Consider the following 12,789-nt stretch of genomic DNA (forward strand, 5'->3'; position numbering starts at 1 on the left):
GTCCAATGCCCGCTCAGTGACGGCCCGAACGCTACTGGTGAAGGGGATCTTCCGCGGAACCGAAGGTGGCCGGTATCAGCCAGTGGCCAGCCGGATCACGGCGTCGTGTCAGCCACTGTTCCGGCGTTGTATCAGCCATTGATACAGCCGTCCGGCGTCTTATCGCCGTCTGAGAGAATTGGGACCGTGATCTCCCGAATCGATCTGCGCGGCGACGCCCTCCCCGAGGGCTCCGCCCTGCGCGACCTGCTGCCCCGAGCCGACTTCGACGTTTCGGCCGCCCTGGAGAAGGTGCGTCCGATCTGCGAGGCCGTGCATCATCGGGGCGACGCGGCGCTGATCGACTACGCGGAGAAATTCGACGGCGTGCGGCTCGATTCCGTACGGGTTCCGGCCCAGGCGCTCAGCGACGCCCTGGAGCAGCTCGACCCGGCCGTGCGCGCGGCCCTGGAGGAGTCCATCCGCCGCGCCCGCCTGGTCCACCGCGAGCAGCGCCGTACGACGCACACCACCCAGGTCGTGCCGGGCGGCTCGGTCACCGAGAAGTGGGTTCCGGTCGAGCGCGTCGGGCTGTACGCGCCCGGCGGACGCTCCGTCTACCCCTCCTCCGTGATCATGAATGTGGTCCCGGCCCAGGAAGCCGGGGTCGGGTCCATTGCGCTTGCTTCCCCGGCCCAGGCCGAGTTCGGCGGGCTGCCGCACCCGACGATCCTCGCCGCCTGCGCCCTGCTCGGCGTCGACGAGGTCTACGCGGCCGGCGGTGCGACGGCCGTCGCGATGTTCGCGTACGGCACCGAGTCCTGCCCGCCCGCCAACATGGTCACCGGTCCCGGAAACATCTGGGTCGCGGCCGCCAAGCGGTACTTCGCGGGCAAGATCGGCATCGACGCCGAGGCCGGTCCCACCGAGATCGCGATCCTCGCGGACGAGACGGCCGACCCGGTGCACGTCGCCTCCGACCTGATCAGCCAGGCCGAGCACGACCCGCTGGCCGCCGCCGTCCTCGTCACGGACTCCGCTCAGCTCGCGGACGCCGTCGCGAAGGAGCTGGAGCCGCAGGTCGCGGCCACCAAGCACATCGAGGACCGGATCGTCCCGGCGCTGAACGGCAAGCAGTCCGCGATCGTCCTCGTCGACGGCGTGGACGAGGGCCTCAGGGTCGTCGACGCGTACGGCGCCGAGCACCTGGAGATCCAGACGGCGGACGCGGCGGCGGTCGCGGACCGGGTGAAGAACGCGGGCGCGATCTTCGTCGGTCCCTGGGCGCCGGTCTCGCTCGGCGACTACGCGGCGGGCTCCAACCACGTCCTGCCCACCGGCGGCTGCGCCTGCCACTCCTCGGGCCTGTCCGTCCAGTCCTTCCTGCGCGGCATCCACATCGTCGACTACACGAAGGACGCGCTGGCCGACGTGGCGCATCACGTGGTGACCCTGGCGGAGGCGGAGGATCTGCCCGCGCACGGCGCGGCGATCAAGGCCCGGTTCGGTTGGAAGGTGCCTGGTAAGTGAGCTTCGGAATCGACGATCTCCCCGTACGGGACGAGCTGCGCGGCAAGTCCCCCTATGGCGCGCCCCAACTCGACGTCCCCGTACGGCTGAACACCAACGAGAACCCCTATCCGCTGCCCGAACCGCTCGTCGAGCGGATCGCCGAGCGGGTGCGCGAGGCCGCCCGCAACCTCAACCGCTACCCGGACCGGGACGCCGTCGAGCTGCGCACGAAGCTCGCCGAGTACCTGACGAAGACTGGCAAGCACCGGGTCGGTATCGAGAACGTCTGGGCGGCCAACGGCTCCAACGAGGTCATCCAGCAGCTGCTGCAGACCTTCGGCGGACCGGGCCGTACGGCGATCGGTTTCGAGCCGTCGTACTCGATGCACGCGCTCATCGCGCGCGGCACGGGGACCGGCTGGATCTCGGGTCCCCGCAACGAGGACTTCACGCTCGACGTCGCCGCCGCCGCGCGGGCCATCGCCGAGCACCGGCCGGACGTCGTCTTCATCACCACCCCCAACAACCCCACGGGCAACGCGGTGCCGCCCGAGACGGTCCTCGCGCTGTACGAGGCCGCGCAGGCGGCGAAGCCGTCGATGGTGGTCGTGGACGAGGCGTACATCGAGTTCAGCCACGGTGACTCGCTGCTGCCGCTGCTCGAAGGTCGGCCGAATCTCGTCGTCTCGCGGACCATGTCCAAGGCCTTCGGGGCGGCCGGGCTCCGCCTCGGCTATCTCGCCGCGCACCCCGCCGTCGTGGACGCGGTCCAGCTCGTACGGCTGCCGTACCACCTGTCGGCCGTCGCGCAGGCCACGGCGCTGGCCGCCCTGGAGCACACCGACACGCTGCTGGGGTATGTGGAGCAGCTGAAGGCCGAGCGCGACCGGCTCGTCGCCGAGCTGCGCGCGATCGGGTACGAAGTGACCGAGTCCGACGCGAACTTCGTGCAGTTCGGGCGATTCACCGACGCGCACGAGGCCTGGCAGAAGATCCTCGACCGGGGCGTCCTGGTCCGGGACAACGGCGTACCGGGGTGGCTGCGAGTCTCCGCCGGAACCCCGGAAGAGAACGACGCGTTCCTCGACGCGGTACGTGAGTTGAAGAAGGAGCAGAGCACATGAGCCGCGTAGGACGTGTGGAACGGACGACCAAGGAGACGTCGGTCCTCGTCGAGATAGATCTCGACGGGACCGGCAAGGTGGATGTGTCGACAGGCGTCGGCTTCTACGACCACATGCTCGACCAGCTCGGCCGGCACGGTCTGTTCGACCTGACCGTGAAGACCGAGGGCGACCTGCACATCGACTCGCACCACACCATCGAGGACACCGCCCTCGCGCTGGGCGCCGCCTTCAAGCAGGCGCTCGGCGACAAGGTGGGGATTTATCGATTCGGCAACTGCACGGTCCCGCTGGACGAGTCCCTCGCCCAGGTGACGGTCGACCTCTCCGGCCGCCCGTACCTCGTGCACACCGAGCCCGAGAACATGGCGCCGATGATCGGCGAGTACGACACGACGATGACCCGGCACATCCTGGAGTCCTTCGTCGCCCAGGCCCAGATCGCCCTGCACGTGCACGTGCCCTACGGGCGCAACGCGCACCACATCGTGGAGTGCCAGTTCAAGGCGCTGGCCCGCGCCCTTCGCTACGCCTCCGAGCGCGACCCGCGCGCCGCCGGCATCCTCCCCTCCACGAAGGGCGCGCTGTGACCGGCCTGTCGACCATCCTGATCGTCGTCGGACTCTTCCTCCTCGGCGGCGTCTACTCCTTCGTCAAGCAGCAGATGCCCAAGAGCCTCATCGTGCTGCTCTCCATCGGCGCGGCGATGTGTCTCGTCGCGGGCGTCTTGAGGCTGGAGGTGTGGAATTGAGCGCACCCAAGAACGTCGTCGTCTTCGACTACGGCTTCGGAAACGTCCGCTCCGCCGAGCGTGCCCTCGCGCGCGCGGGCGCCGAGGTCGAGATAACGCGCGACTTCGACAAGGCCATGAACGCGGACGGGCTGCTCGTGCCGGGCGTCGGTGCCTTCGCCGCCTGCATGAAGGGCCTCAAGGAAGCGCGCGGTGACTGGATCATCGACCGCCGTCTCTCCGGTGGCCGCCCGGTCATGGGCATCTGCGTCGGCATGCAGATCCTCTTCGCGCGCGGCATCGAGCACGGCGTGGAGACCGAGGGCCTCGACGAGTGGCCCGGCACGGTCGCGCCGCTCCAAGCCGACATCGTGCCCCACATGGGCTGGAACACGGTCGAGGCGCCGGCCGGCTCGCAGCTCTTCGCGGGGCTCGACGCCGACGCGCGCTTCTACTTCGTCCACTCGTACGCCGTCCACGACTGGTCCCTCGAAGTCGCGAACCCGGCGATGCGGGCGCCCCTGGTCACCTGGTCCACACACGGCAAGCCCTTCGTGGCGGCCGTCGAGAACAACGCCCTGTGGGCCACACAGTTCCACCCCGAGAAGTCCGGCGACGCCGGAGCCCAGCTCCTCACCAACTGGATCGGAACACTGTGAGCAAGCTCGAACTCCTCCCCGCCGTCGACGTCCGCGACGGCCAGGCCGTCCGCCTGGTGCACGGCGAGTCCGGTACGGAGACCTCGTACGGCTCCCCGCTGGAGGCCGCCCTCGCCTGGCAGAGCGCGGGCGCCGAGTGGCTGCACCTCGTCGACCTGGACGCCGCGTTCGGCACCGGCGACAACAGGGACCTGATCGCCGAGGTCACCAAGGCGATGGACATCAAGGTGGAACTGTCCGGCGGTATCCGTGACGACGCTTCTCTCGCGGCGGCCCTGGCCACCGGCTGCACCCGCGTGAACCTCGGCACCGCCGCCCTGGAGACCCCCGAGTGGGTCGCCAAGGTCATCGCCGAGCACGGCGACAAGATCGCGGTCGGCCTCGACGTACGCGGTACGACCCTGCGCGGCCGCGGCTGGACCCGCGACGGCGGCGACCTCTACGAGACGCTGGAGCGCCTCAACTCCGAGGGCTGCGCGCGGTACGTCGTCACGGACATCGCCAAAGACGGCACGCTGCAGGGTCCGAACCTGGAGCTGCTGAAGAACGTCTGCGCGTCGACGGACCGCCCGGTGGTGGCGTCCGGCGGGGTGTCCTCCCTGGACGACCTGCGCGCCATCGCGGAACTGGTCCCGCTGGGCGTCGAGGGCTCGATCGTCGGAAAGGCCCTGTACGCCAAGGCGTTCACGCTGGAAGAGGCCCTGGAGGCGGTAGCCAAGTGAGCGACGTACGACGTGTCTCCACCGGCGCGCCCTGGGAGGACGCCTTCGGCTGCTCCCGCGCGGTGGAGCTGCCGAACGGCCTGGTGCTGGTCTCCGGCTGCACCTCCGTGATCGACGGAGCGATCGTCGGCGGCGACCCGTACGAGCAGGCGGTCAACTCCTTCAACGCCGCGTTCAACGCGCTGGAGCAGCTGGGCCTCGGCCGCGACGACGTCGTCCGTACGCGCATGTACATCACCCATGCCCGGGACGTGGAGGAGGTCGGACGCGCCCACAAGGAGCTGTTCGACTCCGTCCGTCCCGCCGCATCCATGATCATCGTCTCCGGTCTCGTGGACCCGCGCCTGGTGGTCGAGGTCGAGGTGGAGGCGTACCGAGGAGAGTTGCAGTCATGACCCTCGCGGTCCGAGTCATCCCCTGCCTGGACGTGGACAACGGCCGGGTCGTCAAGGGCGTCAACTTCCAGAACCTGCGCGACGCGGGCGACCCCGTCGAGATGGCCAAGGTGTACGACGCCGAGGGCGCCGACGAGCTGACCTTCCTGGACATCACGGCGTCCTCCGGCAACCGCGAGACCACGTACGACGTGGTGCGCCGTACGGCCGAGCAGGTCTTCATCCCGCTGACGGTCGGCGGCGGCGTACGCACCGCCGAGGACGTGGACAAGCTGCTGCGGGCGGGCGCCGACAAGGTCGGGGTCAACACGGCGGCGATCGCCCGGCCGGATCTCATCCGTGAGATCGCCGAGCGGTTCGGGCGGCAGGTGCTGGTGCTGTCGGTGGACGCGCGCCGGACTCCTTCGGGCAGCTTCGAGGTGACGACCCACGGCGGCCGCAAGGGCACCGGTATCGACGCGGTCGAGTGGGCGCACCGGGCCGCCGAGCTGGGCGCGGGCGAGATCCTTCTCAACTCGATGGACGCGGACGGCACGAAGGACGGCTACGACATCGAGATGATCGAGGCCGTACGCAAGCACGTGACCGTGCCGCTCATCGCCAGCGGCGGCGCGGGACGGCTTGCCGACTTCCCGCCGGCCATCGCCGCGGGTGCCGACGCGGTGCTCGCCGCGTCCGTCTTCCACTTCGGGGATCTGCGGATCGGTGAAGTGAAGGAGACGTTGCGGGGGGCGGGGCATCCCGTTCGCTGAGGTCTGCCGTCATTGAGATCTGCCGTCATTGAGGGGTGTCGCTGAGCCCCGGTCACTGGGTGGCCGGGGCTTTGCTCCGAGGAGATACGAAAGAGAAGTTGCGCAATTTTAGTTGCGCAACTTTTCTTTCATATCTAGCGTGAGGGCATGGCAAGCAAGGAGAACCGCCGGATCACGGACCTGGGCACGCTCAAGGCGCTCGCCCATCCGTTGCGGATGAAGCTGTACCGGGCGCTGTTCGTGACCGAGGCCGCGACCGCCTCGCAGCTCGGCGAACTGGTCGACGAGGCCCCGTCGCTGGTCAGCTATCACCTGCGCAAGCTCGCCGAGCACGGGCTGATCGAGGAGGCCGAGCCGCGCAGTGGGGACGGGCGGGAGCGGTGGTGGCAGCCCGCGTCGGACGGTGTGACCGTCCGCGACGAGGACTTCCAGGACGCGCCGGAGAAGGTGGCGGCACACCTGGCGGCGTCCCGGCTCTTCCAGGAGCAGCGCAGTGAGCTCTACCGCACCTACCTCGACGAACGGGCCCACTGGGGCGCCGAGTGGAACGAAGCCGCGGGCGACTCCGAGTCCCTGCTGCGGCTGACGGCCTCCGAACTGGCCGACCTGAAAAAGGACATGCACGACCTGCTCAAGAAGTACGACGAGGAAGGGCGCGCCCGCGAGGCCGCCGGTGAGACCCAAGGGCGCGAAAACGTCGCGCTGCACGTGTACGGCTTCCCGTTCCGCCCCTGAGAGGACGCGCTGCGTGACCGCGACCGTCATACCCTCGGCCCCTGCCTCCGCCGCCAGACCCGCCCACCGCGACGGGAACGTGCTGCGCTGGCTCGGCGCCTACACCTCGTCGATGATCGGCGACAATGTCTACTACATCGCGCTGTCCTGGGCGGCCGTGCAGTCTGGAACGCCCACGCAGGCCGGGCTCGTGATGACCGTGAGCGCCGTGCCCCGGGCCTTGCTGATGCTGGGCGGAGGCGTGGTCGCCGACCGGTTCGGGCCGCGGAGGGTCGTCATCGGCAGCGACGTCGTGCGCTGTGCGGCCGTCCTCGCGGTGGCCGCGGTGCTGTTCGCGGCCGGTCCCGGGCTGTGGCTGCTGACCCTGGTCTCCATCGTCTTCGGCACCGTCGACGCGGTCTTCATGCCCGCCGTGGGCGCCCTTCCGGCCCGCGTCACGAGCCGGGACCAACTCGCCCGGGTGCAGGGGATGCGGGGCCTCGCGATCCGCTTCGCCAACGTGGTCGGCGCACCGCTCGGCGGCCTCGGCGTGGCGCTCGGCGGCGCGGCGGCGGCATTCGGGCTCGCGGGGATGCTGATCGCGATTTCCGTGCCGCTGCTGATCTCCGTACGGATGCGGGAGCTGCCCGCGCACGACGTGGACGACGCGCACGACGTCGACGGCGTGGACGTCGCGGACGACGGGGTGGGCGGGGCAGGCGCGGCCGAGGGGCACGCGCGTGTGGCCGCCGACCGCGTCGCTGGGGCGCACGCGCGTGTGGCCGCTGACCGCGCCGTAGAGGACGAGCGGCACGTGCGTGTGGCCGTCGGCGAGGACGGTGCGGGCGCCGTGGCGGGGAAGGCCGCCGGGGCTCCCGCCTGGCGGGATCTCCGTGACGGGCTGCGCTACATCCGGCGCCACCGCGTCCTCGCCCCGCTCATCGCCGCCATCGCGCTCGGCGACCTCGGCTTCGTCGGACCGCTGAACGTGGGCCTGACCCTGCTGGCCGACCGGCGCGGCTGGGGCGCGTCGGGGATGGGCTGGGTGCTCGCCGGGTTCGGGACCGGCGCCGGGGTCGCCGCGCTGCTGCTGACCATGCGGGGACGGCTGCCGCACGCGGGACGCCTGGCCGCGGTGACGATCCTGGGGGGCTCGGTCGCGATCGGCGCGCTCGCCTTCGTACCGAATGTCGCCGCGGCCATCGGGGTCGCCCTGCTCGTCGGGCTGCTCGCGGGGCTCAGCGGCGCCCTGTGCGGTGCGCTGCTGCAGACCCAGGCGGACCCCGCCTACCTGGGCCGGGTCAGCGCCGTCGCCGGCATCGTCAGTCTGGGCCTCGCCCCGCTCAGCATGCCGCTGACCGCCGCCGCGATCGGCTGGTGGGGCACCGGCCCCGTCTTCGTCACCAGCGCCGCGGTCTGCGGCCTCGGCGGGGTCCTCGCCCTGTGCGTCCGCGACCTGCGCCGCGCCGAGCTGCCCCGCTGAGAAGGCCGCTCAGAGCCCCAGCTGCTTCGTCTCGTGCAGCGTCGCGATCGCGTCCTTGTCGCCCTCCAGCTCCACGTCGGCCACCTTCTGCCGCCCGTACGCGAACAGCAGCAGCTCCGAGGGCTCGCCGGTCACCGTCACGACCGGCGTGCCCCTGTGCGCGACCGCCGTCTGGCCGTCCGGGCGGCGCAGCACGAGGCCGGTCGGGGCGCCGCGGCCGGTCAGCCGGGCCGTGCGCTCCAGCCGGGACCAGAGGGCGTCCTGGAAGACCGGGTCCAGCTCGCGCGGCGTCCAGTCGGGCTGTGCGCGCCGCACGTCCTCGGTGTGGACGTAGAACTCGATCGTGTTGGACGCCTCGTCGATCTGCTTCAGCGAGAAGGGCGAGAAGCGCGGCGGACCCGTACGGATCAGCTGGATCAGCTCCTCGTACGGCTTCTCCGCGAACTCCGCCATCACCCGCTCCAGGCGTGGTGCGAGCTGCTTGATCAGAATGCCGCCGGCGGCGTCGGCGCGGCGCTCGCGCACCACCACGTGCGCGGCGAGATCCCGGGTGTTCCAGCCCTCGCACAGGGTCGGGGCATCCGGTCCCACGGCTTCCAACAGATCGGCGAGGAGGAGTCGTTCACGCTTGGCATGGGTCGACATGACAATCAGCCTACGACCGCCCCATCGGTCCGCCCAGTGGAGACCGCCGGGCTCTTGCCGGTGGACGACGGCAGGGACCCCGCCTGGGGAGGGCAGTGGGGTCCGGCTGGGGTCCGGCCTGTGGACAACTGCGGGGTACGTCCGGGCAGCGCGGCACAATGGCATCCATGACCAGCACGCCTCCGCCCAGCAGGCCCAGCAGCCTGGACCCCGAGATCGCCGCGCGCCTCAGGCGCAGCGCCGACGGGCTCGTCCCCGCCATCGCCCAGCAGTACGACACCGGCGAGGTGCTGATGCTCGGCTGGATGGACGACGAGGCGCTGCATCGCACGCTCACCACGGGCCGCTGCACCTACTGGTCGCGCAGCCGCCAGGAGTACTGGGTCAAGGGCGACACATCCGGCCACGTCCAGCACGTGAAGTCCGTGGCCCTGGACTGCGACGCCGACACCGTCCTCGTGCAGGTCGACCAGGTGGGCGCCGCCTGCCACACCGGCGCCCGCACCTGCTTCGACGCCGATGTGCTGCTCAAAGACGCCGACGCGCTCCTCAAGGACGCCGATCCCGGCGTACGAGGGGAAGCCGTGTCGGACGTACCGTCACTGGATCAGTAAGGTCAGCCGCCATGGACCTCGAGACGTTCCGCAAGCTGGCCACCGATCGCCGCGTGATCCCCGTCAGCCGCAAGCTCCTCGCGGACGGCGACACGCCGGTCGCGCTCTACCGCAAGCTCGCCGCCGAGCGCCCCGGCACCTTCCTCCTGGAATCCGCGGAGAACGGCCGCTCCTGGTCCCGCTACTCCTTCGTGGGCGTCCGCTCCGCCGCGACCCTCACGGAGCGCGACGGGCAGGCACACTGGCTCGGGACGCCTCCCGTAGGCGTCCCCGTCGACGGCGATCCGCTCGCGGCCCTGCGCGCCACCATCGAGGCACTGCACACGCCGCACGGCGAGGGCCTGCCCCCGTTCACTGGCGGCATGGTCGGCTATCTCGGCTACGACATCGTGCGCCGCCTGGAGAAGATCGGCCCCGGCGACCGGGACGACCTCAAGATCCCCGAGCTGACCATGCTGCTCACCAGCGACCTGGCGGTCATGGACCACTGGGAGGGCTCGGTCCAGCTGATCGCCAACGCGATCAACCACAACGACCTCGACACGGGCGTCGACGAGGCCTACGCGGACGCCGTCGCCCGCCTCGACGCCATGGAGGCCGACCTCTCGCGCGCGGTCTCGCAGCCCCCGGCCGCGCTGCCGCCCTCCGAACTCCCCGAGTACACCGCGCTCTGGGGCGGCCCCGACTTCCAGGACGCCGTCGAGGACATCAAGGAGCGCATCCGGGCGGGCGAGGCCTTCCAGGTCGTCCCCTCCCAGCGCTTCGAAACGCCGTGCACGGCAAGCGCGCTGGACGTGTACAGGGTCCTGCGGGCGACCAATCCGTCGCCGTACATGTACCTCTTCCGCTTCGACGGTTTCGATGTCGTCGGTTCGTCCCCGGAGGCCCTGGTCAAGGTCGAGGACGGGCAGGCGATGGTGCACCCCATCGCGGGCACCCGGCCGCGCGGCGCCACCGTCCAGGAGGACCAGGCCCTCGCCGACGAACTGATCGCCGACCCCAAGGAGCGCGCCGAGCACCTGATGCTCGTCGACCTGGGACGCAACGACCTCGGCCGGGTCTGCGAGCCGGGCTCCGTCGAGGTCGTCGACTTCATGTCCATCGAGCGGTACTCGCACGTGATGCACATTGTCTCGACGGTCACCGGGCGGGTCGCGGCGGGCCGTACAGCCTTCGACGTCCTCACGGCCTGCTTCCCGGCCGGCACCCTCTCCGGCGCCCCCAAGCCGCGCGCGATGCAGATCATCGACGAACTGGAGCCGTCCAGGCGGGGGTTGTACGGCGGCTGCGTGGGTTACCTGGACTTCGCGGGCGACTCCGACACCGCCATCGCCATCCGTACGGCCCTGCTGCGCGACGGCACCGCGTACGTCCAGGCAGGCGCCGGAATCGTCGCCGACTCCGACCCCGTCGCGGAGGACAACGAATGCCGCAACAAGGCGGCTGCGGTCCTGCGCGCGGTGCACACGGCGAACCGGCTCGGGCAGTAGGCACTCGGCAGCCGGACTTCGCGCGGTTGAGCCTGGGCGGTCGTCCCCGATGTCGTACGACTTCGGGCAGTTGAGCCCGGGCGGCCGGCCCCCGTGCCGCACGGACTGCGGGCAATAGGACGAGGCTCACGTGAACCCCGGGTGACGGTTCGCCCGGGGTTCAGGCGATTATGGGGTACGTGACTGCTGCACCTCACCCCCGATCCGACGCCGCCGGACCCGCCCGGTCCGGCCGCCGCAGCCTCGCCGTCGCCCTGCTCTGCGGCGCGCTCGGCGCGGCCGTGGCCCTGCTGTCCACCCGGCAGAGCTGGTCGGAGGGCACCGCGACGGTGGCCGGCGGCGACTTCCCGCTGACCGCCAAGGGCAGCGACGTCACGGGCGTGCCCGCGGCGCTCGCCATAGTGGGCCTCGCCGCGCTGGTCGCCGTCTTCGCCGTACGCCGCTCCGGCCGCCTCCTGGTCTCCGGGCTGCTCGCGCTCTCCGGCGCGGGCACGGTCGTCGCGGCCGTGCTCGGCGCGAGCGACAGCTCCGCGCTCGACGAGAAGGCCGCGGCGGCGTCCGGCAACACCGCCGCCACCGCGGAGGCGCTCAGCCACACCGCCTGGCCGTACGTCGCGGCCGCGGGCGGGGCGCTGATCCTCCTCGCCGGACTGCTCGCGCTGCGCTACGGCCGGCTGTGGCCCGCGATGTCGGGCCGCTACGAGCGCGACGGGACGCCCCGGCCGCGCAAGGCCAAGCCGGTCGACCCGGACCGCCCCGAGGACCTCTGGAAGGCGCTCGACCGCGGCGAGGACCCGACGGGGCCGGATCCGGCCGCGACCTAGATCCGTTCGGACCTGGGCACGGCCGGGACCTGGATCCGGCCAGGGCCCAAGAGACTGGCCCAAGAGACTGGCCCAGGGGACTTGAGTTCCTGTCGCCCCCAGGGCCCTCGGACCCAGGACTTTCGTCGTGACTTCGCGGAACCGGCGCGCGAGGGGAGACCCCCGCTCACGGCGTACGCGCTTGTACGGGACAATGGATGGTGAGCGTCCGGCTCACACACGCATACAGCAACGAGGAGCAAGTCATGGCGGGCAGCAGCCACGGACACACCCCGGCCGCCTGGACCGGTGTCATCATCGCCTTCATCGGTTTCTGCGTCGCGGGTGCCTTCATGGTGATGGCCAACCCGGTGGGCTTCTGGGCCGGTATGGGCATCGTCCTCCTCGGCGGTGTCGTCGGTATGGCGATGCGAGCGGCGGGCCTGGGCCAGCCGAAGACCACGCAGGCGCAGCCCGCGGTCCGCGAGACGGTGGGTGCCGAGAGCTGACCGCTCCCAGGGCTTCGTGAGAGGCGGCTCCGGCAACCTGCCGGGGCCGCCTCTCGCACGTGCGCGACGGGCGCGCCGCGCGGGGGAGGGGCAGAATGCGTGGGGTGAACGCCGAAACCCAGAGGGTGATCCGGGCCGAGGCCCCTGTCGTGCTGCGGCGGCTCGCCGTGCCCGGCGGGCTGCTCGCGGCCGTCGTCGGCGCCTTCGCGTACGTCGGGGCCGTCGACCCGAATCAACCGGGGCACTACCCCGTCTGCCCGCTGCTGCGGTTCACGGGCGTGTACTGCCCCGGCTGCGGCGGTCTGCGCAGCGCGCACGCCTTCGTGCACGGGGACTTCGCGGCGGCGCTCACCGACAACGCGCTCGCCGTCGCGGGATACCTGGTCTTCGCGGTGGTGTGGACCGTCTGGGTGGTCCGTTCGGTGCGGGGGCGGCCGGTGCGGCTGGATCTCGGGCCGGTCCACCTGTGGAGCGTGGGAGCGCTGGTGTTCGTCTTCACCGTTGTCCGGAACCTGCCGTTCGGCGGCTGGTTGCATCCTTGATCACATGGCAAATGTCCAGGTAGTGGGACCGGCGTCAACCGGATGCGAGGGCTACGCCTTCCTCCGGATACCATCGCAGTGACCCGTCTGTACCGTCCGAGGCGGTGAACCCGGGT

16 protein-coding genes are annotated in these 12,789 nt (G+C 71.1%); 15 read left to right on the top strand and 1 reads right to left on the bottom strand.

The genetic code is table 11. The features are described from left to right. Positions 1-186 precede the first annotated feature (186 nt). The 10 genes from hisD (at position 187) to ACFY0T_RS34950 (ending at position 8,070) form a co-directional block, all read left to right on the top strand. The gene (gene hisD, locus ACFY0T_RS34905; protein ID WP_388879885.1) at positions 187-1,509 is read left to right on the top strand and encodes a histidinol dehydrogenase; all 1,323 of its coding nucleotides are present in this window, start codon (positions 187-189) and stop codon (positions 1,507-1,509) included. Next, positions 1,506-2,615, top strand: coding sequence for a histidinol-phosphate transaminase (locus tag ACFY0T_RS34910; RefSeq protein WP_388879888.1), 1,110 nt, complete (start codon positions 1,506-1,508; stop codon positions 2,613-2,615). The genes hisD and ACFY0T_RS34910 overlap by 4 nt, the downstream gene beginning before the upstream one ends. Next, the gene (hisB, locus tag ACFY0T_RS34915) at positions 2,612-3,205 is read left to right on the top strand and encodes an imidazoleglycerol-phosphate dehydratase HisB (RefSeq protein WP_388879890.1); all 594 of its coding nucleotides are present in this window, start codon (positions 2,612-2,614) and stop codon (positions 3,203-3,205) included. Before ACFY0T_RS34910 ends, hisB begins: the two co-directional genes overlap by 4 nt. Beyond that, positions 3,202-3,366 (top strand): hypothetical protein, encoded by a 165-nt coding sequence (locus ACFY0T_RS34920; protein WP_388879893.1) that lies wholly within the window; start codon positions 3,202-3,204, stop codon positions 3,364-3,366. Before hisB ends, ACFY0T_RS34920 begins: the two co-directional genes overlap by 4 nt. Further along, positions 3,357-4,004: an imidazole glycerol phosphate synthase subunit HisH gene (gene hisH, locus ACFY0T_RS34925; protein WP_388879896.1), complete on the top strand. Its 648-nt coding sequence runs from the start codon at positions 3,357-3,359 to the stop codon at positions 4,002-4,004. The genes ACFY0T_RS34920 and hisH overlap by 10 nt, the downstream gene beginning before the upstream one ends. Further along, positions 4,001-4,726, top strand: coding sequence for a bifunctional 1-(5-phosphoribosyl)-5-((5-phosphoribosylamino)methylideneamino)imidazole-4-carboxamide isomerase/phosphoribosylanthranilate isomerase PriA (priA, locus tag ACFY0T_RS34930; protein WP_388879899.1), 726 nt, complete (start codon positions 4,001-4,003; stop codon positions 4,724-4,726). Before hisH ends, priA begins: the two co-directional genes overlap by 4 nt. Next, positions 4,723-5,121: a RidA family protein gene (locus ACFY0T_RS34935; RefSeq protein ID WP_388879902.1), complete on the top strand. Its 399-nt coding sequence runs from the start codon at positions 4,723-4,725 to the stop codon at positions 5,119-5,121. The genes priA and ACFY0T_RS34935 overlap by 4 nt, the downstream gene beginning before the upstream one ends. Then, the gene (gene hisF, locus ACFY0T_RS34940; RefSeq protein WP_388879905.1) at positions 5,118-5,873 is read left to right on the top strand and encodes an imidazole glycerol phosphate synthase subunit HisF; all 756 of its coding nucleotides are present in this window, start codon (positions 5,118-5,120) and stop codon (positions 5,871-5,873) included. Before ACFY0T_RS34935 ends, hisF begins: the two co-directional genes overlap by 4 nt. A gap of 147 nt (positions 5,874-6,020) precedes the next feature. Next, entirely contained in the window at positions 6,021-6,608 is a 588-nt protein-coding gene (locus tag ACFY0T_RS34945) for an ArsR/SmtB family transcription factor (protein WP_388879907.1), read from the top strand. Between the two features lie 13 nt (positions 6,609-6,621). After that, entirely contained in the window at positions 6,622-8,070 is a 1,449-nt protein-coding gene (locus tag ACFY0T_RS34950) for an MFS transporter (RefSeq protein WP_388879910.1), read from the top strand. A gap of 9 nt (positions 8,071-8,079) precedes the next feature. Here ACFY0T_RS34950 and ACFY0T_RS34955 read toward each other — a convergent pair whose 3' ends face one another. Then, positions 8,080-8,715, bottom strand: coding sequence for a TIGR03085 family metal-binding protein (locus tag ACFY0T_RS34955; protein WP_388879912.1), 636 nt, complete (start codon positions 8,713-8,715; stop codon positions 8,080-8,082). A gap of 167 nt (positions 8,716-8,882) precedes the next feature. Between ACFY0T_RS34955 and hisI the strand changes: the two genes are divergently transcribed. The 5 genes from hisI to ACFY0T_RS34980 all read left to right on the top strand — a co-directional run bounded on the left by hisI (position 8,883) and on the right by ACFY0T_RS34980 (position 12,673). Further along, a complete protein-coding gene (gene hisI, locus ACFY0T_RS34960) occupies positions 8,883-9,329 on the top strand; it encodes a phosphoribosyl-AMP cyclohydrolase (RefSeq protein WP_388879915.1) in 447 nt (148 codons plus the stop codon). Between the two features lie 11 nt (positions 9,330-9,340). Continuing rightward, entirely contained in the window at positions 9,341-10,819 is a 1,479-nt protein-coding gene (locus tag ACFY0T_RS34965; protein ID WP_388879918.1) for an anthranilate synthase component I, read from the top strand. A gap of 170 nt (positions 10,820-10,989) precedes the next feature. Continuing rightward, positions 10,990-11,643, top strand: coding sequence for a TIGR02234 family membrane protein (locus ACFY0T_RS34970; RefSeq protein WP_388879920.1), 654 nt, complete (start codon positions 10,990-10,992; stop codon positions 11,641-11,643). 245 nt (positions 11,644-11,888) lie between these two features. After that, positions 11,889-12,131, top strand: coding sequence for an HGxxPAAW family protein (locus ACFY0T_RS34975; protein WP_388879923.1), 243 nt, complete (start codon positions 11,889-11,891; stop codon positions 12,129-12,131). A 95-nt stretch (positions 12,132-12,226) separates the two neighbouring features. Beyond that, on the top strand, positions 12,227-12,673 hold the full coding sequence (locus tag ACFY0T_RS34980; RefSeq protein WP_388879926.1) for a DUF2752 domain-containing protein: 447 nt from the start codon (positions 12,227-12,229) through the stop codon (positions 12,671-12,673). The last annotated feature ends 116 nt before the right edge of the window (positions 12,674-12,789 follow it).

Source organism: Streptomyces sp. NPDC001530 (assembly GCF_042894545.1).
Taxonomy (GTDB): domain Bacteria; phylum Actinomycetota; class Actinomycetes; order Streptomycetales; family Streptomycetaceae; genus Streptomyces.